The sequence below is a fragment of the Rhodococcus zopfii NBRC 100606 = JCM 9919 genome (assembly GCF_001895025.1).
Lineage (GTDB): Bacteria > Actinomycetota > Actinomycetes > Mycobacteriales > Mycobacteriaceae > Rhodococcus > Rhodococcus zopfii.
Map to the genome: position 1 here is coordinate 76919 of NZ_BCXI01000016.1, position 20685 is coordinate 97603.

19 protein-coding genes and 1 pseudogene are annotated in these 20685 nt (G+C 66.5%); 10 read left to right on the plus strand and 10 right to left on the minus strand.

Annotated features, from left to right (window positions below; genetic code table 11):
• Position 1: 1 nt before the first annotated feature.
• On the minus strand, positions 2–550 hold the full coding sequence (locus tag RZ1_RS12200; RefSeq protein WP_072812344.1) for a WcaF family extracellular polysaccharide biosynthesis acetyltransferase: 549 nt from the start codon (positions 548–550) through the stop codon (positions 2–4).
• 73 nt (positions 551–623) lie between these two features.
• Here RZ1_RS12200 and RZ1_RS12205 point away from each other — a divergent pair, with 73 nt between their 5' ends.
• From RZ1_RS12205 to RZ1_RS31275, 3 genes and pseudogenes are all read left to right on the plus strand, one after another.
• Positions 624–1889, plus strand: coding sequence for a hypothetical protein (locus RZ1_RS12205; RefSeq protein WP_238071683.1), 1266 nt, complete (start codon positions 624–626; stop codon positions 1887–1889).
• A 17-nt stretch (positions 1890–1906) separates the two neighbouring features.
• Positions 1907–2794 (plus strand): glycosyltransferase family 2 protein, encoded by an 888-nt coding sequence (locus tag RZ1_RS12210; RefSeq protein ID WP_238071682.1) that lies wholly within the window; start codon positions 1907–1909, stop codon positions 2792–2794.
• Positions 2794–3681 (plus strand): annotated as a pseudogene (locus RZ1_RS31275) (oligosaccharide flippase family protein); the annotation flags it as partial. The gene RZ1_RS12210 and the pseudogene RZ1_RS31275, both read left to right, overlap by 1 nt.
• A gap of 400 nt (positions 3682–4081) precedes the next feature.
• Here the strand turns inward: RZ1_RS31275 and RZ1_RS31280 are convergent.
• On the minus strand, positions 4082–4696 hold the full coding sequence (locus RZ1_RS31280) for a serine acetyltransferase (RefSeq protein WP_072812198.1): 615 nt from the start codon (positions 4694–4696) through the stop codon (positions 4082–4084).
• Between the two features lie 10 nt (positions 4697–4706).
• Positions 4707–5204 carry a YdcF family protein gene (locus RZ1_RS12225; RefSeq protein ID WP_240795021.1) on the minus strand — a complete coding sequence of 166 codons (498 nt, stop codon included), beginning with the start codon at positions 5202–5204 and terminating at the stop codon, positions 4707–4709.
• Between the two features lie 218 nt (positions 5205–5422).
• Between RZ1_RS12225 and RZ1_RS12230 the strand changes: the two genes are divergently transcribed.
• Positions 5423–6595 (plus strand): glycosyltransferase, encoded by a 1173-nt coding sequence (locus RZ1_RS12230; protein ID WP_169917927.1) that lies wholly within the window; start codon positions 5423–5425, stop codon positions 6593–6595.
• Here the strand turns inward: RZ1_RS12230 and RZ1_RS12235 are convergent.
• From RZ1_RS12235 to RZ1_RS12245, 3 genes are all read right to left on the minus strand, one after another.
• The gene (locus tag RZ1_RS12235) at positions 6592–8073 is read right to left on the minus strand and encodes a lipopolysaccharide biosynthesis protein (RefSeq protein ID WP_072812202.1); all 1482 of its coding nucleotides are present in this window, start codon (positions 8071–8073) and stop codon (positions 6592–6594) included. The two genes, RZ1_RS12230 and RZ1_RS12235, sit on opposite strands and share 4 nt — an antisense overlap.
• A 63-nt stretch (positions 8074–8136) precedes the next feature.
• Positions 8137–9075, minus strand: a complete 939-nt coding sequence (locus RZ1_RS12240; protein WP_169917929.1) for a TIGR03621 family F420-dependent LLM class oxidoreductase — start codon at positions 9073–9075, stop codon at positions 8137–8139.
• Between the two features lie 46 nt (positions 9076–9121).
• Positions 9122–10234 (minus strand): methyltransferase domain-containing protein, encoded by a 1113-nt coding sequence (locus tag RZ1_RS12245; protein ID WP_072812205.1) that lies wholly within the window; start codon positions 10232–10234, stop codon positions 9122–9124.
• Between the two features lie 14 nt (positions 10235–10248).
• Between RZ1_RS12245 and rfbC the strand changes: the two genes are divergently transcribed.
• Positions 10249–10803 (plus strand): dTDP-4-dehydrorhamnose 3,5-epimerase, encoded by a 555-nt coding sequence (gene rfbC / locus RZ1_RS12250; RefSeq protein WP_072812206.1) that lies wholly within the window; start codon positions 10249–10251, stop codon positions 10801–10803.
• Here rfbC and RZ1_RS12255 read toward each other — a convergent pair.
• From RZ1_RS12255 to RZ1_RS12270, 4 genes are read right to left on the minus strand one after another with little or no spacing between them, the layout of a single operon-like run.
• The gene (locus tag RZ1_RS12255) at positions 10787–11815 is read right to left on the minus strand and encodes an NAD-dependent epimerase/dehydratase family protein (RefSeq protein WP_072812208.1); all 1029 of its coding nucleotides are present in this window, start codon (positions 11813–11815) and stop codon (positions 10787–10789) included. The genes rfbC and RZ1_RS12255 overlap by 17 nt on opposite strands.
• 3 nt (positions 11816–11818) lie before the next feature.
• Complete coding sequence (locus RZ1_RS12260) at positions 11819–12502, minus strand: PIG-L deacetylase family protein (protein WP_072812210.1); 684 nt, start codon at positions 12500–12502, stop codon at positions 11819–11821.
• Positions 12469–13263, minus strand: coding sequence for a glycosyltransferase family protein (locus RZ1_RS12265; protein ID WP_072812212.1), 795 nt, complete (start codon positions 13261–13263; stop codon positions 12469–12471). Before RZ1_RS12265 ends, RZ1_RS12260 begins: the two co-directional genes overlap by 34 nt.
• Entirely contained in the window at positions 13260–14516 is a 1257-nt protein-coding gene (locus RZ1_RS12270) for a class I SAM-dependent methyltransferase (RefSeq protein WP_072812214.1), read from the minus strand. Before RZ1_RS12270 ends, RZ1_RS12265 begins: the two co-directional genes overlap by 4 nt.
• Positions 14517–14762: 246 nt before the next feature.
• On the opposite strand from RZ1_RS12270, the gene RZ1_RS12275 reads away from it, so the two are divergent.
• From RZ1_RS12275 to RZ1_RS12295, 5 genes are all read left to right on the plus strand, one after another.
• The gene (locus tag RZ1_RS12275) at positions 14763–15224 is read left to right on the plus strand and encodes an effector binding domain-containing protein (RefSeq protein ID WP_072812216.1); all 462 of its coding nucleotides are present in this window, start codon (positions 14763–14765) and stop codon (positions 15222–15224) included.
• Positions 15221–15646, plus strand: a complete 426-nt coding sequence (locus RZ1_RS12280) for a hypothetical protein (RefSeq protein WP_072812218.1) — start codon at positions 15221–15223, stop codon at positions 15644–15646. The genes RZ1_RS12275 and RZ1_RS12280 overlap by 4 nt, the downstream gene beginning before the upstream one ends.
• Positions 15647–15784: 138 nt before the next feature.
• Positions 15785–16492 (plus strand): hypothetical protein, encoded by a 708-nt coding sequence (locus RZ1_RS12285; RefSeq protein WP_139281818.1) that lies wholly within the window; start codon positions 15785–15787, stop codon positions 16490–16492.
• Positions 16489–18615 carry an Rv1355c family protein gene (locus RZ1_RS12290; RefSeq protein WP_072812350.1) on the plus strand — a complete coding sequence of 709 codons (2127 nt, stop codon included), beginning with the start codon at positions 16489–16491 and terminating at the stop codon, positions 18613–18615. The genes RZ1_RS12285 and RZ1_RS12290 overlap by 4 nt, the downstream gene beginning before the upstream one ends.
• 44 nt (positions 18616–18659) lie before the next feature.
• Positions 18660–20546 (plus strand): putative bifunctional diguanylate cyclase/phosphodiesterase, encoded by a 1887-nt coding sequence (locus tag RZ1_RS12295; protein WP_072812221.1) that lies wholly within the window; start codon positions 18660–18662, stop codon positions 20544–20546.
• Positions 20547–20685 lie beyond the last annotated feature (139 nt).

Genomic DNA, 20685 nt, shown 5'->3' on the forward strand with positions numbered 1-20685 from the left:
GTCATCCCGGTGTGACGAGCGAGCGTGGAGCGCGCACGAGTGAATCAGGTGGAATGTCGGAGGTGACGAGAGCCCTGGCCCCGACGACCGAATTCGCACCGACGGTCACTCCTCGCAGGACGGTGGCGCCGGCGCAGAGCCAGACACCGTCTTCGATGACGATCGGGCCGTTGTCGAATTCGAAGGTCGGCGACCGCCTGTCGTGGCTTCCGGTGCAGAGGTATGCGTACTGCGATACACAGACGTCCGAACCGATGACGATCTCATCGATGTTGTAGAGATCGGCGTTCGTCCCGATCCACGAATCGTCGCCGATCGTAAGCTTCCAGGGCCATTGGACATTGACCCGATGCCGGATGAGCACGCCGGTGCCGATTCTGGCTCCGAACCAGCGCAGAACGGTGCACCGCAGGCGGGCCGGACACCACACCTGCGTGAAGATCAGCGTCGAAACCGCAACCCACAGGGCCTGGGCCGCGAAGCCGCGGCCCTTGTCGTAGGAGCGGCCTCGCAGGGATCGCAACGATCGCTTCGATTGTGCAGCGGACACGTACACCTCCGCAGGGCACCGCACTACACTTCGAGAGGGTACGCCGTGTTCGGCTCCGAGCGAGGGGCATTTCGTGACAGATCTCGCGAGAGCATCCGTCTTCACCGTGGCGGAACGGCAGAGTGCCCGTATCCGGGTACTGGCCCGAACGCTGCTGTTTGCCGCCGGTGCCACGTCGGGTATTCAGCTGGCGAACTTCACCGTCACCGGATTGTCGCTGGTCTGCCTGCTTCTCGCGCCCGGATTTCTGCTGATGGAGCACCGGGGAGTCGACCTGCTCCCGATCGTTCTGGCGTTGGTGGGATCGCTGTCGTTTCTCGCGTCGTGCGCAGTCAACGATGTAAGCCTGCTGTGGCCGAATGCAACTGCGTTTCCGGCATTTCTGATCTTCCTTGCGGGACTGGCGGTTCTCACGGCTCGTTCGATCGACGCGATCGCCACGGTCCTCGCCGGAATCGCCACCGGCACAGTGATCTTCTTTCTCGTCCAGGGCATCGAACTGACCCGGACCGGGAGTGTCCCGGACCTGTGGAAATATGGTATCGCTCATGCGGTAACGATTCTCCTGCTCTTCGTGATGACGACTGTCCGGGTTCATCCGCTGCTGCAGGGAACGGCACTGGGGGTGCTCGGGCTGGCGAGCCTCGGGCTGAATTTCCGGTCTCACGCCCTGGTCTGCCTGGTTGCCGGCGCCACTGTCTGTACCCGGCACATCCTCGGCTCGAGGGTAGGGCGGGGCTGGCAGTTCCTGGGAATCGGCGTTTTCGGGCTCGTCTTCGCACACGTGATGCCGATCGCCGCGCGAGCGGGGCTTTTCGGGGCCGCGCTACAGCAGAAGACGCAGGAGCAGGACGCCACGAACCTGCCGTTGCTGCTGGCCGGACGCACCGAGCTCCCCCTGAACGTCACGGCGATTCTCGAGCGCCCGTTCCTCGGGTGGGGCAGCGCGTTCAACCTGACCCCGGACCTGTACACGCGAGCCGCGCATCTGGCGATCAGGATGGGCTTCGACCCCGGATTTCCGTTCGACCTCTACTGGCGCTTACCGCCGAGCGACTACTCGGCGACGCATTCGATCCTGCTGGGCGCGTGGGTGGAGGGAGGTGTCCTCGCGGTTCTCCTGCCGCTGTGGCTTCTGGCGGCCTGCCTCGGCGTGGTGTGGAACAGTGACCGCTTCGGGCCGTGGGCGCCGCTCGTGGTGACCGTGGCGTTCCAAGGGATCTGGGACCTGCTCTATGCACCCTGGACGTACAACATGATCGCGGAGTTCGCGTGCATCGCGCTCTTCTACTGCGCCGCACACTTCCGCCGGTCCGTAGCCGTCGCGCCGGACTCGTGACACCCAGCGTGAGCGTCGTGATTCCCACCCTGTCCAGGCCTTCCCTGCACCGGGCGGTGCGATCCGTTCTCGACCAGACGTATCCGGTCGACGAGATCATCGTCGTGGCGGATACCGATCTGCCGGTGGCGCTTCCTCCCGACGACCGCATCGTGGTGCTCCGCAGCGGAGGTCGTGCGGGGCCCGCCCGGTGCCGGCAGCTGGGTATCGATGCCGCGCACGGGGCCGTCATCGCGCTGCTCGACGACGACGACGAATGGTGCCCGGTCAAGCTCGAACATCAGCTGGCGGCCGTCGCGAACGAAGTGCCCGCAGGCAAGCCGTGGATTGCGTCGTCACGAATGGTGGTTGTCGGGCCCGGAGACCGTCGGCGGATCTGGCCGCGGCGCCTGGCGGAATCGGACCAATCGGTCGCTGAGTATCTGTACCGCTTCACCGGATTCACGGTCGGTGGCGCGACATTGCAGACCTCGACGTTATGCTTTCCCGTCGACCTCGTGCGCACCGTGGGCTGGGACGTCGATGCGGATGCGCCGCACGAAGAGGCGAGCTGGCTGCTGCAGATCCGGCGCGCCGTCCCCGACGTACGCCTGGTCCACCATCCCGAAGTGCTGAGCACCTACAACGTGCGCGGCCCATCCCTCTCGCGCGCTTCGACGGACCGAACCGACGAATATCTGGCCTGGGGATTGCGGTATCTGGCCGGGGAATCACCGCGCGTGCGGGGTGACTATCTCAGCACGAGTCCCGTGAGTGCGGCGGTGTCCGCGCGGTCGCTTGCGGGAGTGCGTCGTTCGATGTGGTCGGCGATCCGGCACGGCAGACCCGGCCCCTTCGCAGTCGTGTACGCGGCACTCGGCACCGCACGCATACTCGTGCGGTCCGCCCTTGCGCCGGTTCGATGATGGCGAGGGGCGACGACCGGCTCACCCCCGACGAACGCCGTGTGCTGATTCGTGGAACGCTGTACCGCATCGTGGGTACTCCCGTGGTCGCGATTCTGGGGCTTGCCAACACGGCCCTGATTGCGCACGAAACCGGTTCGGCAGTATTCGGATTGGTATCCCTCGTCGCCACGATCACGCTGCTGGTGCCGTTCGCCGACCTCGGTATCGGGGCGACGGTGCTGAGCGCGGGTTCGAGGCTTCAAGGCAACCGTGACGATCCCGGCACTGCCGATGTGGTCCGGAGGGCCTATCGCGTCCTGTTCGCGGTCGCAGCCGTGATGGTAGCCGTTGCCCTGACCGTGATGGCACTCGACGGATGGACCGTGCTGGTGGGCATATCCAGCGGTCCGTCGGACCGCTGGGCGATCACGGTCGCAGCATGTCTGTTCGCCTTCACGATTCCGGCCGGACTCGGATTGCGCATCCTCATCGGCATCGGCCGGATTCCGGCGGCGACAGTGATACAGATGAGCTGCCCGGCCGTCGCCCTGGTGATCACCCTGGCGTTGTACGCGAGCGGGGCGAACGAAATCTGGTATGCGGTATCGGCACTGGGCGGACTTCTTGCCGGGCAGATCCTCGGTACCGTTCTGGCTCTACGATCGAGCGGCTTGGGGTGGTCGGCTTTTGCACGGGTCTCGGCGTCGAACACCGGAACCCGGCTTCTCGCCGGGAGCGGATGGTTGTTCGTCGTCGGTGCAGGGACCGCGGTCGGACTGCAGTCCGGACGAATTCTCCTGGCGCACCTGTCCACTCCGGCGGAAGTGTCTGAGTACGCCGTGATGGCACAGATCTACGGGGTCGTCTGGTCGGTGATCTCGACGGCCGGGCTCGCTTACTGGCCGGTCTTCGTGAAGCGACAGGCCGCCGCCGAGGAGACGATCCGGATGTGGTGGCGACTGACTGCCGTGTTCGCCGTGTGCGCCGCGGCCGCGGCCGCCGGAATGGCCGTGCTGGGTCCGTGGGCCGCGGATGTCCTCTCGGGCGGGCAGATAAGGGTGCCGACGGTCCTCGCCCTGACGTTCGGCCTGCTGATGGTGGCGCAGGCCGTGCATTTCCCGGCGAGCGTCCTGCTGGTCATCCCGGGTGAGGCCCGGTGGCAGGCCCTGTGGACGGTGGCGATGGCCGCAATCGGCGTGGGTCTCGGAGGCGTGGTGGCGGGGCCGTCCGGTGCCGTGGGCGTCGTGTGCGCGGCGGCCCTGGGCGTCTACCTCGCGCACGTCGTTCCCGACCTCCTGTGGGTTCCTAGGCTGGTTCGCCGCCGCGTCGCCGCTGGTGGCGATCGAGCGCGATGGCAGGGGGAGCCACGACGGTCCGACCTGCAGGTACGTCGTGGATCACGGTGGCGTTCGCGCCGACGACTGCACCGTCGTGCAGGGTGACGGGCCCGATCACGACCGCTCCCGCACCGACCCGGACGTCGTCGCCGAGAGTGGGTCGTCCGTGTGCGTCGTGGCCGATGGTGACCTGCTGGTTGATCCAGCAATGACGTCCGATCGCCTCGGCGGTCACGATCGTGCCGACACCGTGCTGGATGAACAGGCCCGGCCCGATCCGGTCCGCCTCGAGGGTGAGCGCCGGCGCGGGACGGTACACCGCGCGCAGTACCGTCCGCAGCAGTAGCGGGACGGACCGAAGACGGAAGTGGACGAGCGTCCGGAATTCCGTGAGTGCGCCGGACAGATAGGCGAATCGGGAATAGTGGTCGAGCCTCAGCAGATCGTCGTCTCCGATGCAGCGCATCCACCAGTCGACGTCCTCGGCGATGTCGTCAGCAGCATCGGAGTGGGTGCCGAGCCACCACAGCGGGTAGGCCCAGACTCGCGCACACCGTATGAGAAAAGCCCGATTTCGTCGCATCGTCCGACCTTCAGCACCCCGGCTCGAGCTCGGCCTTCACAAATCCCGCTGTCTGGTACACGTATTCGGATGCCCATCGCCAGGGCGGCAGATCCGCAGGACTCGCGATCATGATCAGTTCACCGTCGAAGCAATGCTCGAGGATGAACCGGGCTCGGGAAATGTGCGGTAGGAACGTCACCACGATCACCCGATCCCAGCCGTACTGCTCGGCCAGGCGGCGCAGTTCGCGTGCCTCGCCGCGTGTCGTCGGCGGGTCGGGGAGGAAGCAGTCCAGTTCGAAGCCGGGGCGGACCCTCCCACAGTTGTCGGCTGCCCAGTGCTCCCCGGGTCCGTCGGGATGGGACAGAACAACTTTCGGAGCCCAACCCTCCATTCCTAGTTCCACGCCCAGTGCGTGGCGGCGCCAGTCGTCTCCGCCGAGGACGAAAATCGCGTCGGCAGGCCGCAGCGGATCGATCTGTGGTCGTACATAGATCGGCAACCCGGCAATCAATGAGGCAATCACCAGGATGCAGATCGATGCCGCCGCAATCCGGAGGCGAGACCATGTGTTTCGAAGTCTCACCCACACGTTCTCCGTTCCGAGCCGAGGGCAATGACTCCCGGCCAGTCTATCGATGTCATGCCGAGGATTGCGCCGGTTGGGCGTCGAAACCGTTACGGACAAGAAGGCTCTCGCCAACGGAGACCGTCGCCGGCCGGAGCGACCTATCATGTGAGGGTATGGAGCCAAGCCACGGGGCGTCTCCTCGTCCGGATGTGTTCTTCGGGTTCTCGTACGAGATGTTCGACGACGCAGTCGGTCGTGAATTCTGTCGGCCACCCGATCAGACCCTGCTCGCGCTTGCTCACGATGCACGCGTCGGCAGATTGCTGGTGGCGGATCCGTGGCGCTCCTACGTCGTGTCGGCGGCGCGGCGCCGTCCGGTTCGGCTGGTCGAGGACATCACCGTCGCAGGGCGGGAGGCGATTCGTGTTCGCCCGCACCGGCTCCGTACCGACGACTCGGCCGAGATCGGCACGGTGGAACGTTCCTATCGCCGCTACGGCGAGGTGCTCGGCCGTGCCCTGGCCCGCAGCCGCGGCGAGCGGGAGCCGCGGCCCCGATCGGCGACCCTGGTCACTTATCACCCGTTCGCGGCGGCCTTCTGTGACTCCGCGTGGATCGACCGGATCGTGTACTTCGGCCAGGACGACTGGGCAACGGGGGAGGGGGTGTCCAGATGGTGGGAGGTCTACCGAGAGGCCTACCGGCGCATCGACCGGCGTTGTGATGCGATCTTCGCCGTGTCCGAGGAACTGGCAGACCGTGTGTCGCCACGAACCGAGGTCGTGCCCAACGGCGTGATAGCCGACGTCTGGCGCCCACGGCACCCCGCAGACGATCGCATCGCGGCACTGCCACGACCGCGCGTCGTCTACACCGGCACGATCGACGACCGTCTCGAGCGCAGCCTGGTCGAAACGACGGCGGGCATGGCCGGTTCGGTCGTCATGATCGGCTATCCGGGGGACGCAGGCACCATCGAATGGTTGCGTTCTCTCGATCGTGTGCACGTGTTCGACCCGGTCGGACAGGACGAACTGGCCGCGATGGTGCAGGCGTGCGACATCGGAATGATCCCGCACCGCGACGATCCCTGTATCCGGGCGATGTCACCGCTCAAACTCTACGAGTACCTCGCCGCGGGGCTGCCCGTACTGTCGGTCGATCTCCCGCCCGTGCACGGCGTCGACGACGAACGGGTACGCATCTGCCGCCGCGAGGACTGGGCGAGTGCGCTGGCCCAGGTCCTCGGGATGGGCTTCGCCACGGAGCAACACCGCCAGGCGTTCGTCGACGCGGTCTCGTGGGAACAGCGGATGCGACCGGTGGTGGACGCCGCGGTCGGCTAGCCGTGGGTCGGTTGTCCCTCGGCGGTCGCGGGACGGTCCTGCACGCCCAGCACCCGTTCGACCATGTGCCGAAGCTCGGCGCACTGCGACGGATGGGCAAGGCGCAGAACAACTCCACCGGCCGCCGCGGTCGCGAGCGATCCCAGCCCGAGCACCACGAGTTCGTGGCCGGGCACGGCGGCCGCGATCAGCAGGTACGTCGCGCCGACCCACATGGCCGTGTGGGCGCCCGGAACAAGCAATCCGATCTGGTCACGCAGGCTCACACCGAGAAGCCGGCGCCGGATCAGCCACTCGACCGGGACGATAAGACCGGTCGCGAGACTGTATCCGGCGGCAACTCCGAACGGACCGAACGGCAGGCCCGCCACGATCCCTGCTGTGGATGCGGCGGTGGTCAGCCAGGCGTAGCGAAGGTTGAGCGTCGCGTGCCCGAGCCCGAGCATCAACGGTGCGGTCGACGGCTGATAGATCGCCTGCATCGCTCCCGCCAGAGCGAGAACCTGGACGATGGGCACCGCCGGATTCCACTGCGGACCGAAGAGCACGAACACCAATTGGGGTGCAGCCACGGCCGCGAACGTCATCACGGGCAGTGCCAGCGTGGCATCGGTACGGGTCGCGCGTGCCAGTTCCCTGCGCAGCGCCCCGAGATCGTGTGCGAGCCGGGAGAAAGCAGGAAAGAGCACCGCGCCGACCGTGGCGGAGGCGAGCTGGACCGGCAACAGCAGCAGCCGATACGCCAAGCCGTAGAACGCGAGTGCCTGAGGTCCGTGGAACCGCCCGACCAGCAGATTGTCGATGTTGCGGGACACCGAGTTGACCAGGATTCCCGCCGCGAATGCACGCCAGGAGAATGCCGCGATCTCCTGCAGACGACGAAAGTGCAGATTCGGCCGATGCCCGGCTCCGACCAGGAGGAACGCCACCGCCAACACGGCGTCGGTGACGAGGATCTGCACCACGAGCGCCCAGTAGCTTCCCCCGGTGAGCGCAACGACCAATCCGGCCGCGCCGCCGACCAGCGCCGCCGTGATGTCCGCGATGCCGATCCTGCGAAACTCCATCTCGCGTTGAAGCATCGCCCGCGGAGTGATCGAGGCCGCGCGGATGATCAGACAGGGTGCGAGCGCCACGAGAACGAGACCGAGTTCCGGAGTCCGCATGAAGGAAGCCCACAGCGGCGCGATGGCGACGGTGAGCACGGTCAGCGCTGCTCCCACCCCGAGGTTGACCGTGACCACTGCGCCCGGCATGTCGGGTTCGACGTGCTCGCGCTGGATCAGCGCACTGGAAAAGCCCTGATCCAACAGCAGTCCGACCACCCCGACGTAGACGAGCGCCTGGGCGACGGTGCCGAACGCCTCGGGGCCGATCACGCGGGCGAGCAGAACCACGAACACCATCCGCGAGACTTCCCGGCCCACCATCGAAATGCCGCTCCAGCGGATTCCCCAGGACAGACCGCTGTCGGTCATCGTCACCTCCCGGGCGATCGTGACCGCCGGCGCCGACTCGAGGCGTCAGGCCGGCTCGGTACGTCAGATCGAGGAGGCGAGCTCGTTCGAGCGGTCGAGCTGTTCGATGATCCGGGCTGCGGCACCGTCGCTCCTTCCGAGATTCCAGTAGGTGATTCCGAATCGGTCGCGCCACTCGCGCAGGTGATCTGCGCATTCGGTCGCGGTGCCGGTCAGTACGGCCGGAGAGCCCGTCAGCAGCTCGGCGTGGGCTTGGACGCGGGCCGTCCACGACGACCGCTGTGTCGACGGCGAAGGGAGGTCGGTGACGTCGACGTGGTAACAGCTGAACTGGAGTGCCGGAGGCGGACGTCCCGCAGAGGCAGCGGCGGTCCGGACCCGGGTGACCTTCTGCGCGATCCGGCCGGCTGTCAGATCGGCGACGGTATCGTCGTCGATCGCATTGTTCTTCATTCGTGCATGCAGTCCGACGATATCGGCTGTCCGGCCCGCGAGATCGAGCATCCGAGGTCCCCCCGCGCCTACCAGTATCGGAGGGCGCGGCCGTTGAACGCAGCGGGGAAGTGCTTCCATGCGGTCGATCCGGTAGTGCTCGCCGGTGAAATCGACGGTGTCCGTTGTGAAGTATCGGCGGATCACTTCGAGCGCCTCGGACAGCCGCGCGATCCTGGTTCCGACGTTGCGGAACGGAATGCCCAGAGTCGCGTAGTCGCCTTCCTGCCAGCCTGCGCCGATGCCGAGTGCGACGCGTCCACCGGAGAGGACATCGAGGGTGGCAATGTCTTTCGCGAGGAGCGCGGGGTGATGGAGATCGTTCGGCACCGCGAGCGACAGGACTCGTAGGCGCGACGTCGACGCGGCGGCGTACGCCATTGCCATCAGGGGGGACAGTTGCCATCCTCGGGTGACGTGCTCGGACACCGAGACGGTGTCGAATCCCATCGATTCGATCCGGCGAACTTCGGTCGCCCAGGAATCGCCGTCGCCACGGAGCCGCGGCATCGGCGCGATCATTCTGAGCGAGTCGGACATTGTGGGCCTGCTGTGGTCATCTCGCATCCAGCCTTTCGCGCCGGGACGGCGACCATGCTCCGGGGCCGTCGACCCTCCACCGTCCGGCCAGTGCGGGATAGCGCCGCCGGACTTCCGGTAGCAGGTCAGGAAGCGTCAGCACCACCCGGTCGGGATCGGCCGACACGAGTTCCTCCGGCGAGATGATCGGTACATCGGTGCCCGGCATCCGGCGGCCCTGCTTGCCCGGCGCCGCGTCGGCCACCGCGGTCACGAGCGTCCGATCGATTCCGGCGAGATGGAACAGCGCCACCGCGCGGGACGCCGCGCCGTACGCGTATACGCGGTGGCCCGAACGGGTTTCGTCCTCGAGCCACGTGCGGAGCGAGCGCGCGTGGTCGTCGGCGGCGTGCTGCAGTCCGCGGACAGCGCTGGGATCGACTGCGCCGGCTTCGTCGACGACGACTCGCTGCACCGACCCGCCGGGTATCCCGCGACCGTGCACGGCCGCCAGCAGGACCGTGCCGCCGTACAGGTCGAAGGTCCACGCTTCCACGGCGCGCATACCGGCCGCGTCGAGCAGCCGGATCAGTGCTGCGGCCGAGTAGTACGCGAAGTGGCCGTGGCGCAGTGCGTTCCACTGAGCGAGCCGCACAATCGTGGACAGTGTGTGGAAGTGCAGCAGGAGCAGTCCGTCCGGAGCGGTCGCCGCGGCTCGTTCCGCGAAGGCTGCCCGCTGGTCCGGATCGTGCATGATGCCGAGGCTGTCGATCACGATGTCTGCGGGTCCGTCGTACGGGGTGAATCCGTGTTCGGCGAGCAATGGCAACCAGGTCCCGCCGTGGGGGCTTCCGTATTCGCGCACCGTCGCGCCCCGGAGCCGACCCGATTCGCGGACCCGCCGAACCGCTTCTGCCGCCTGCTCCTCCAGGGCCTGAGGTTCGATCCCGCGGGGTTCGGCCAAGGTGGTGTCGTCGTCGGCCAATTGCGCTAGGCCGCACTCGGTACACATGTCCATTGCGAGGAAGTGGGAGATCTCGTCGTCGCGGACGGGGTCGGTCATCCGGGGAAAATCGTCCGCAGCGGGGACCTGCCCGAGGTCCAGAACTCGCTGCAGATTCGGCATCCCACATCCTCGGCATGCGTTCATGGGACGATCTCCTCATGCGCATCGAGAAGACGGACCTGTCCGATGTCCTGGTTCTTGTACCGCAACCGGCCCGGGACGACCGCGGGTTCTTCACCCGCACGTTCGATGCCGCGATCTTCGACGAACACCTCGGCAGACCGGGTGCGGCCGCATCGTTCGTTCAGGATTCCCAATCCCGTTCCATCCGTGGTGTCGTACGGGGTATGCACGGACGATCGGGCCACGGGGAGGCGAAGCTGGTGCGGTGCGCGCACGGCGCCGTCCACGACGTGCTCGTCGATATCCGGCCTGCTTCGCCGACTTTCGGGACGAAGCGGGCATTCGTGCTCGACGACGACGAGTTCCGTCACCTGTACGTTCCGCCGGGGTTCCTGCACGGCTTCCAGGCGCTGACGCCGACGGCGGACGTCTGCTACCGGATCGACCGGCCGCACGATCCCGAGGCCGACCTCGCCGTCGCCTACGACGACGCCGATCTTGCGATCGGATGGCCGCTGCCGGTGACGATGGTTTCCGCGCGCGATGCACACGCCGGGAGTTGGCAGGAGTTGCTCACGCTGCTGAGGTGACTCGCCGCATCGATTCATCCAGAACTCCTGTTCTTCTGAGCATTTCGAGTCGAGCGAGCCGGGTGAAGCGTTCATCGAAGTCCTCCGCGGTGAGGCCGGCGAGCGTGTACTGCTCGTACAACTCCGCGGCACCGTCGGCGATACTCCATTTCGCCTCGAAGTCCAGCTCGGTGCGAGCAGCACCGAAGTCCACCCGGTACGAACGCGGATCGGATCCGTACTCGCCGGTGATCACCAGTTTCGAATCGGGAACGGTATCGACCACGGTCTGTGCAATCTCCGCGACGGTCCGATTGTTCGCCTCGGAACCGATGTTGAACGCGCTGCAATGGATCGTTTCGGCGGGTGCCACGAGGCAACGCGCGAAGGCCTGCGCGATGTCCTGGGCGTGGACGAGCGGACGCCACGGTGTGCCGTCCGAAAGGACCTTGACCTCGCCGGTGAGCACCGCAAATCCCACCAGATTGTTCAGCACGATGTCTGCGCGGAGACGCGGTGAGAATCCGAATGCCGTGGCATTGCGCAGGAACACCGGGGAGAACCCGGTGTCCGCCATCGCCGCGACATCGTCCTCGACCCGCACCTTGCTCTCGGCGTACGGCGTGAGGGGGCGCAGGGGTGCGTTCTCGTCGACCGGCTCGGATCCGGCTGCACCGTACACCGAGCATGTCGACGCGTAGAGAAAGCGTCGTACGCCTGCGACTTTCGCGCACCGGGCGAGTCGGACGGATGCCGCGTGGTTGATCTCGTAGGTGATCTGCGGTTCCAGGTAGCCGAGCGGGTCGTTCGACAGCGCCGCGAGGTGGATCACGGCGTCGAAGCCCGTCAGGTGCGCGGCCGTGACCTCCCGGATATCGAGTCGCAGGGTCGGCGGATCGTCCGGTGGGGCACCGAGGATGCAATCGGCGAAGAGCCCGGAGTCCAGGCCGGTGACGTTGTGGCCGTGCGCCCGGAGCACCGGCACCATGACCGACCCCAGATAGCCTTGATGGCCGGTGACGAGAACCCTCATCGCTCATGCCTTTCCGAAGTCGACAGTGGCTTTCTCCACGACGAATGCCTCCGCATGCGGGCGTCGGCACTGCACGCCACGGAGTCGGGACAGTCCGAGGAATGCGTCTTCGTCGAACCAGTCGTGGTCGGTCTGGGACGGGTAGTGCTTGAGCAGGATCCGTGCCTTCTCTTCGGCGATCTTGCGACTGAGCGGATGGTAGATCGTCGTTCGGGGAGTGTCGGATTCCCATTTGAGGATCTCGTAGCCGAGGACCAGGTGATCGCGGAACACCGTCGGCACCAGTTCCGCGACCAGGCGGTGATCCTGATGCGCGTCGTCCCGTTGCGGCGCGAAGACCATGTCCGGCTCGCACGTGCGCCGGAACGCTTCGAGGGCGGTCTTGATGGCCTCCCAGTACCCCGGGGCACGACCGTCCGGGACGTCGAGGATAGTGAACTCGATCTCGGCGCCGGGGCACAGCGCGGCGAGCGCGTGTCGTTCCTCGATCTCACGCCGGGAATCCTCACCGGCGATGACGAAGACGTGGACGCGCGTGCTCACGGTGGCGCGGGCCGTCAGCGTCAGCAGCGTGCCACCGATCCCGATCGCGATGTCGTCGCAGTGCGCGCCGATCGCGGCGACCTCGCGCACGCCGGTTGCGCTGAGCTCGATCACGACGGCACCACCGGCTGCTCCGATTCCCATACCGTCCACGGATGGAGGCCGCGCGCATAGTTGTCGTCGAGCTCGGCGCGTTCCTTGAAGGTGTCCGCCGGCTTCCAGAAGCCGTCGTGGCGGTAGCCGAACAATCGGCCCTGGCCCGCGAGGGTTCCGCAGACATCGGCCACCAGGTCGCCGCCCGGCGGCAGGAGGTCGAAGATCTCCTGGCTCAGCACGAAGTACCCGCCGTTTTCGAAGATCGGCAGGTTGCCGACCGGGATGATCTCCTTGATCTCGCCGTTCTCGGCGACATTGACGCAATGGAACGACGACTGGGGTGGAACGACGAGCATCGACGCCGCAGCTCCGGATTCGTGATAGTGCTCGATCATCCGGTCGAGAGGGGCGTCGGTCAGCACGTCGGCATAATTCGCGAGAAAGAACGGGTCCCCGTCGAGATGATCGCGGACGCGGCGCAGTCGCTCGCCGATCGCGGATTCGAGGCCGGTGTCGACGAAGGTGATCGACCAATCGCTGATGTCGGTGTGGAGCATCTCGATCCGGTTGTCGTGCATGACGAAGTCGTTGGACTGTTCCTCGTGGTAGTCGAGGAAGAATTCCTTGATCTTGGTGGCGCCGTAGCCGAGACAGAGAATGAACTCGGTATGACCGTAGTGCGCGTAGTACTTCATGATGTGCCACAGCAGGGGCCGGGGACCCACCATCTGCATGGGTTTGGGAATCTCGTCGTGACGATCGTTGCGCATGCGCATGCCGTATCCGCCACAGAAGAGTACGACCTTCATGACCTGACGCTCCTTACGAAGTCACTGGGACCGATAGTGGTGTGCAGGGTGGGCAGTGGGAAGACGAGACGGCCGTCCCACGCGTTGATGGGCTGGAGCTGGGCTGTCAATTCCCGTTCGAGATTCCACGGCAGCCCGACGACGACGTCGGGCCGGTCCTTGTCGAGGTCCTCCGGCGGACGGATCGGAATCCGGACACCGGGTGTGTAGCGGCCGTGTTTGTACGGGTTGCGGTCGACGGTGTATCGCATGAGGTCGGGGCGGATACCGCAGTAGTTGAGCAGGGTGTTGCCTTTTCCCGGCGCGCCGTAGCCCACCACAGTCAGGTCGCGGTCGCGGCAGTCCAGCAGGAATCGCAGGAGTTCCCGGCGGATCGACTGGGCGCGGGGTTCGAGGTCCGTGTAACCCTGTATCGCGTGCAGCCCGGCTTCCCGTTCCTGTTCGAGAACGGCCTCGAGCCGTGGTCCGGCGGGCCCGGCGGACTCCTCGGGTCGCGCCCACAGCCGGATGGATCCGCCGTGGGTGTCGAGTTGTTCGACGTCGACGATGCACAGGTTCGCGGTCGCCAGCGCGCGCATCGCGGACAGGACCGTGTAGTACTGGAAGTGCTCGTGGTAGACGGTGTCGAACTGGGCCGAGCGGACCAGATTCAGCGCGTGGTGCACCTCGATGCTGAGCCATCCGTCGTCGGCGACGAGGATGCGCAGCGCACGCGTGAACTCGACCAGGTCGGGGATGTGGGCGTAGACGTTGTTCGCGACGACCAGATCGGCCGGGCCGTACTCGCGGCGGATGTCCTCGGCGGTGCCTTCGTCGAGGAATGCGGTGAGCGTGGGCACCCCGATCCCGCGGGCGGCGGCCCCGACGTTGACCGACGGTTCGATGCCCAGGCACGGGATTCCCGCGGAGACCGCGTGGCGGAGCAGGTAGCCGTCGTTGCTGGCGACTTCGACGATCGACGAGTGCGAGCCGAGTTCGAGGTCGTGGGCGGCCTTCTCGACGAATCGCCGCGCGTGCTCGACCCACGAATCGGAGTACGACGCGAAGTATGCGTAGTCCGTGAAGGTGTCCTCCGGTGTGATCAGCGCCGGAATCTGAAGAAGGAGGCACTCTTCGCACAGCCGGAGGTGGAGGGGATACGTGGTTTCGGGGAGATCGAGGTGTTCCTCGAGGAGGAAACGTTCGCAGGGCGGGGTGGCGCCGAGGTCCAGCACGCTCAGCAGGTGTTCGGAATCGCAGAGACGGCATCTCATCGCTTTACCCCTCGGGCGCTGAGGATCCGCACCGACAGTAAATTGCGACGCAGAGTCCGACAAGGCCAGCTAACCATACTCGAAGGCGGTAGAAAAGATAAAAAGAGACTTTGAGATTGTTTTGGGGGTTGTGAGAAAACGGTCGAAGGTCGGTCCTAGACTCGAAGCAACTCACATCGTTCGCATTCGTCGGGGACTGTGCGGGGTGTCGAGGCGTCCGGAACCTGAGGGTTGGGAGGTTGCCCGATGTCGTTCCAGATCGTCCAGCGACAACGAACCCTTGTCGCGGGGCTGCCGGTGCGCAGCCCCCGCCGGCCGCTGGGGAAGTTGCGCGATCGCGAGCTCGAGCGAGCCTGGTCTGCCGTCCTCAAGCAGGAACTCGGCGGGCCGTTGGCCTCGGCGTACACCGATCACGCCGTGGAAGTCGGCTCGTATTACACGCAAACTGTGGGGTACCAATGTGATTCGCTCGATCAGGTGACGCCGGGACACATCGTGTCCTGGTTGCCCGCGGGAAGATACGCGAAGTTCTCGTCGACCGGAACTTTCCCGGGGATACTCACCGATCTGTGGGAGCGGATCCACGCCGCCGAGAGTTCGGGCGAGATAGTCCGTTCCTTCACAGGCGATTTCGAGTTCTATCCGCATGCGTACGGGATCGAATTGTACGTAGCAGTCCATCTCCCCGAGGATATCGGTGTGCAGTGAGTTTCGAAGTACTGAAAGTTCATTCGTTCGGCGTCGGAGGGTTGGTGCTCCCGGGGGTGTCTCCCGGCGCGACGGTTCAGCGCTCGGAACTGATGGTCTTCACCGAGGACAGGATTCGGGCACGGGGCATCGACGAGGTCGTCGTGGCTTATGTGTGCAACGCGGAGGTCGGCTGGTCTGCGGTGGTCGGGTACCGGTGCAATGGAGTGGAGGACCTGGCGATCGGAGACTCGATGGTGATCGTGCCGACCGCATACTTCGCTCAATTCACGAACGGTGCTGCCGCCGGCGACCCTGTCGAGGACGTGTGGGAGCAGGCCGAGATAGCGGAGAAGGAGGGGCGAATCGAACGCGCCTACGGCGGCGACGTCGCGACCATCCGATCGAACGGCGAAACGGACCTGCTCATCCGGTTGGTCTGACGACGAGAAGAGAAAATGACGGGATGAGCCGTATTCGCCTCATCCCGGCGATCCGTGCGTGATGATTGTTCGGAGTCGGTCGTCGCCGCGCAGTGCGCGGCCACCGGCCGGGGAGTGACGGGCGTTCGGAGGCCGACAATGAACCGAGCCGTACGGCTGGTGGCGGAACCGGTGGCGGAATCGGCGCAGTCGCAGGTTTCGGTTCACCGGGATCACGCATCCGGGTATCACTTCGTTGCCGCCCCACCGCACGCGGTGCCGGACCTGTGGCACGAGTACATCTCGGGAGCGGTGCGCGCCTACCGGCACTTCGGGGTGGAGGCCGCGCTGGAATACGAGCGAGTGTGCACCGGCGAATCGACGGCGCTGTTCCATGCGGCACTCGATGCGCGCGGCGTCGTGGTGGGTGGGTTGCGTGCGCAGGGGCCGTACCGGCGGGCAGAGGAGTCCCATGCACTGCGTGAGTGGACGACACCCGAGGAGACCGACCGGATCCGGCGGATGATCGAGGCCCGCATCCCCGCGGGAGTGATCGAGGCGAAGGCTGCCTGGGTTGCCGAGGAACTGCCACATCGGCGCGAACTGACACTTGCCTTGGCACAGATGGGTGCAAGGTTCATGGACCTGCTCGATGTCCGGTTCATGATGGCCACGGCGGCGGACAGTGTGCTCGAACTGTGGGAGACCTGCGGTGGCGTGGTGGACAACCGTATCCCGGCGACTCCCTATCCGGACGCTCGATACCGGACACGCCTGATGTGGTGGGACCGGCGCCGCATCCGTGCTCCGCACTTCGCGACCGTCGGGGAGACGCCGGTGCCGCCACGCGGCGAGGACTCGAGGTGAACCCGTCGGAGAATTCGACGTGGGAAGCGCCCGTGCTCGCGGAGGACCGGGCGGTGGACATGGAAACGTTGCGCGACCTGCGCGCGGATCCCGGCGTTGCCGTCGTCGACCGTCTCGTCGATCAGATGAAGGAGCTTCGGGCGGTCCTGCCTTCCCCGGGCCCCGAACTGCTCGACGAGGCCCCGCGCTGGGTGCACTATCCGTGGCGACGGACCGTGGTGCGGGTACTCGGCCCCCGATCGTTCCGGCGACTTCGGTTCGATCGGAACCGGAACAAGCTCACGATGGAGGAGCAGGATCGGCTCCACCAACGGACGGTCGGTGTGGTCGGGCTCAGTGCCGGTTCCGCGGTGGCGCAGGCACTGGCGCTCGACGGTCTGTGCGGGACACTGCGGCTCGCCGATTTCGACGTGATCGAACTGTCGAACCTCAACCGCGTTCCCGGATCGCTGGTGGACCTCGGTGTCAACAAGGCCGTCGTCGCGGCCCGGCGCCTCGCAGAGCTCGACCCCTATCTCGAGCTCTGCGTGTGGCCGGACGGTGTCCGGCTGGAGACGGCGGGTGCGTTCGTGGACGGGCTCGATGTCCTCGTCGACGAGTGCGATTCGTTCGACACCAAGTTCGGATTGCGGATCGAGGCCGCGAAGCGCGGAGTGCCCGTCGTCATGGCGACCAGCGACCGCGGTCTGATCGATGTCGAGCGCTTCGATCTGGATGCGGCGACGCCGTTCCACGGGTTGTTCGGCGACCTCCGGCCGGAGCGGTTAGCCACGTTGTCCAGTCGTGAGAAGATCCCGTTCGCACTCCGCTTGCTCGGTGCCGATCGGCTCTCCCCACGTATGGGTGCCTCGCTCCTCGAAATCGATCGGTCGCTGACCACCTGGCCACAGCTGGGCAGCGATGTGATGCTCGGGGGAGCGGCGGTCGCAGCCGCGGTGCGGCGGATCGGATTGGGCATGTCCCTCCGTTCGGGGCGGTCCGGTGTCGACATCGAGGATCTGCTCGATGGGCTCGCTTCTCCGGCCGGCCCGGTGACGGCATCCGGTCGCGCCGCCGACGTCGACAGCCCGCCCGACGACCCGATCGACCGGGTGCTGTATGCCGCCGGCCGAGCACCGTCGGGCGGGAACAGCCAGCCGTGGTCGATCAGCGCCGACGGTGCCGTGCTCACGGTCGCACTCGCGACCGACTTCGTTCCCACCGCGATCGACATTCGTTGCCGAGGCGCGTACGTGGCGCTCGGCGCCGCACTGCAGAACGTCCGTATCGCCGCGGCTGCCCACGGCATTCTCGGCCCGGTGCGGCTGGCTGAGGATCACCCGGGCGGGACCGGACGGCCGTTCGCGACGATGGAGTTCGCCGACGGCGCCGATCCGGCGCTGGCGGCTCAATACGATCGGATGCTCGCACGCGGCACCAATCGACGGATGTGCGACGGGTCGCTGCTGTCGGAGACCGACGTCGAGGCGTTGCATGCGGCGGCCCGGCAGGAGGGAGGGGATGTCCGCGTCGTTGTGGGCGCCGAGAATCTGACCGCGATCGCCGAGGTCCTCGCCGAATCCGACCGCATCCGCTATCTGACCGAAACGTTGCGACGCGAGATGGTGGCCGAGTTGCGCTGGCCGGCCACCGGGGACCTCGAGAGCGGGATCGACGTCGACGCTCTCGGACTGGACGACGTCGAGCGCACGATGCTCGAGGTGGCGCTGCGGAACGACGTGCTCGATCAGCTCGAGAAGTGGGATCTCGGCCAGGGCCTCGGGCGGATCACCGGCGAGCGCCTGCTGCGCAGTGCTGCGATGATCGTCGTGACTGCGCCCGGACCGGACCCCATCGACTATGTGCGTGCCGGAATGGTTGCCGAAAGCGTGTGGATCTGCGCACACGGGCTCGGTCTGGCGGTCCAGCCGACATCGCCGGTGTTCCTCTACGCGGAGGACGACGACGATCTCGTTCGCCTCTGCGCGCCTCGGGTCGACGCGGTGCTCCGGTTGCGTTCCGCGCTCGACCTGTCGCTCGGAACGAAATCGGGCGAACGGTACGCGATTCTGCTCCGGGTCGGCCGGGGAGCGTCCGAACCCATCCGGAGCGCTCGACGCTCCGATAGGGTACGGAGATCCTGAACTCGTTGTCGTACGCGACAGGACATGGATTTCGGTGGTGGCAGATGACTGGCGGAAGCGTCGAGAACATCGTCACACGCGTGGCCTCACACCTGATGCCGGTGGATGCGGTCACCCACCGGGCGGTGGTCGAGCAGGTACTGCGCACGCTCGTCGATCACTTCGGAGTGGATACCTCCTTCCTTCGATACAACGACCACGACATCCACGCGACCGTCCTCGTCGCCGAATGGCCGCCGCGCGCGTTCGTCCCGGACCCGGATCCGCTGGGCGTGGTGTACTTCCGCGACGCGGACCCGATCTTCGCGATGACCGAGGACATGAAGGAGCCCGCGGTCAGCCGTCCGTCGGAATCCGGCGCGGAATACGCCGATCGGGTCTTCGCCGGTTCCGGGGTGCCCGCGGTCTCCGTCGCCGCGGTCCCGTTGATCGCGGGCCCGGTGACGACGGGCACCCTCGGGTTCATCAAGGCGGGCGAGCGGGACTGGACCGAGGAGGAGATCAACTCGCTCACCATGATCGCGGCGCTGCTCGCTCAGGTTCAGGCGCGAGTGCGGGCCGAACAGGAGCTGCGCGACGCGGCATATCACGACGAGCTCACCGGACTGGCCAGCCGCAGGGCACTGCTCGAACACCTCGAGGAGCGGTTGCGGCCGGGGCAGCCGGGACCGGTGGCGGTGCTGTTCCTGGATCTGGATCGCCTCAAACCGCTCAACGACTTCCTTGGGCACGCGGCCGTCGACGTGTTCCTGTATCGCACTGCCCAGCGGCTGACCCGGGTGTGCGATTCGGCGGATGTGGTGGCACGGCTGGGCGGCGACGAGTTCGTCGTCGTCCTCGACGGTCCGGTGTCCCTCGAAGACGCCCGTCAGCGCGCCGATGCGCTGCGATGGGCGGTGGGGATGTCGGTTCAGCTCGGCAGCCAGGTCGTCGGACGTGGGGGCAGTCTCGGCGTGGCAATCGGAGAACCGGGCTGCATCACGCCGGTGGCGCTGCTGGGACGCGTCGACGAGGCGATGCTGATGGCCAAGAGCAAGGGCGGCAACAGTGTGGTCGCCTACACCGAGGACATGCGCGGGGCGAGCGAACGCCGCAACCTGATCGAGCTCAGTCTGCGGACGTCCATCGACAGTGAGCATCTCGCCCTGGAGTTCCAGCCCGAGGTAGATCTGATCGACGGCACGATCGTCGGGGTGGAGGCCCTGGTCCGCTGGAACCATCCGATGCTCGGGCGACTGCAGCCGACGGAGTTCATCGAGGTGGCGGAGTCGACCAACCTCGCCGGCGAGTTGGGGGCCTGGGTACTGCGTGCGGCCTGCTCACAGCTGGCCGAGTGGAAAGAGGAGATTCCGGGTCTGAAACTCCGGATGAACGTCAATGTCTCGCCGGTGCAGTTGGTGAGCCGCGACTTCGTCGAGACGGTGGAGAGCGCGCTCGAGGAATTCGGGCTCGACAGTTCGGCGCTGGGCCTCGAGATCACCGAGTACGTGGTGGTCAGTGACCTGGAGCGCTCCCGCATGACTCTGCGTCGGCTCGACCGTCTGGGGGTCCGCTGCGCGATCGACGACTTCGGGACCGGGTACAGCTCGCTTGCGCATCTGAAATCGCTTCCGGTGCAGACACTCAAGATCGACAAGGTGTTCGTGCTGAACCTGCAACGCAGCAAGAGTGACCGGGTCATCGTCGAATCGATCATGGGCCTGGCATCGGCGTTCGGTCTCGAGGTGGTTGCGGAGGGGCTCGAATCCGAGGTGGCCGCCGCGGAACTGCTCGCGCTCGGATGCTGCCGTGCGCAGGGCTTCCTGCTGAGCCGTCCCCGGCCCGCAGACGAGATCGGCGGCATGCTTCGGCGCGGTCGCGTCGATCTGCCGTGGCGGCGTGAGGGGAATTGCGAGTCCTTCCGGGCGGTCCGCTCCGAGCGGCGGCGGTAGCTGCGCGAGCCTACGGTAGCCGCGCGGAGCGACGGGGCCGCGAGACTCGTGGGCCCAGGGCGCTGCTCGTGCTGGAGTGAACTGCGCCATCGGTGAGGCTGGATCTCGTTCGAGAGCGCGGAAGCGGCCGGTGTGGCGA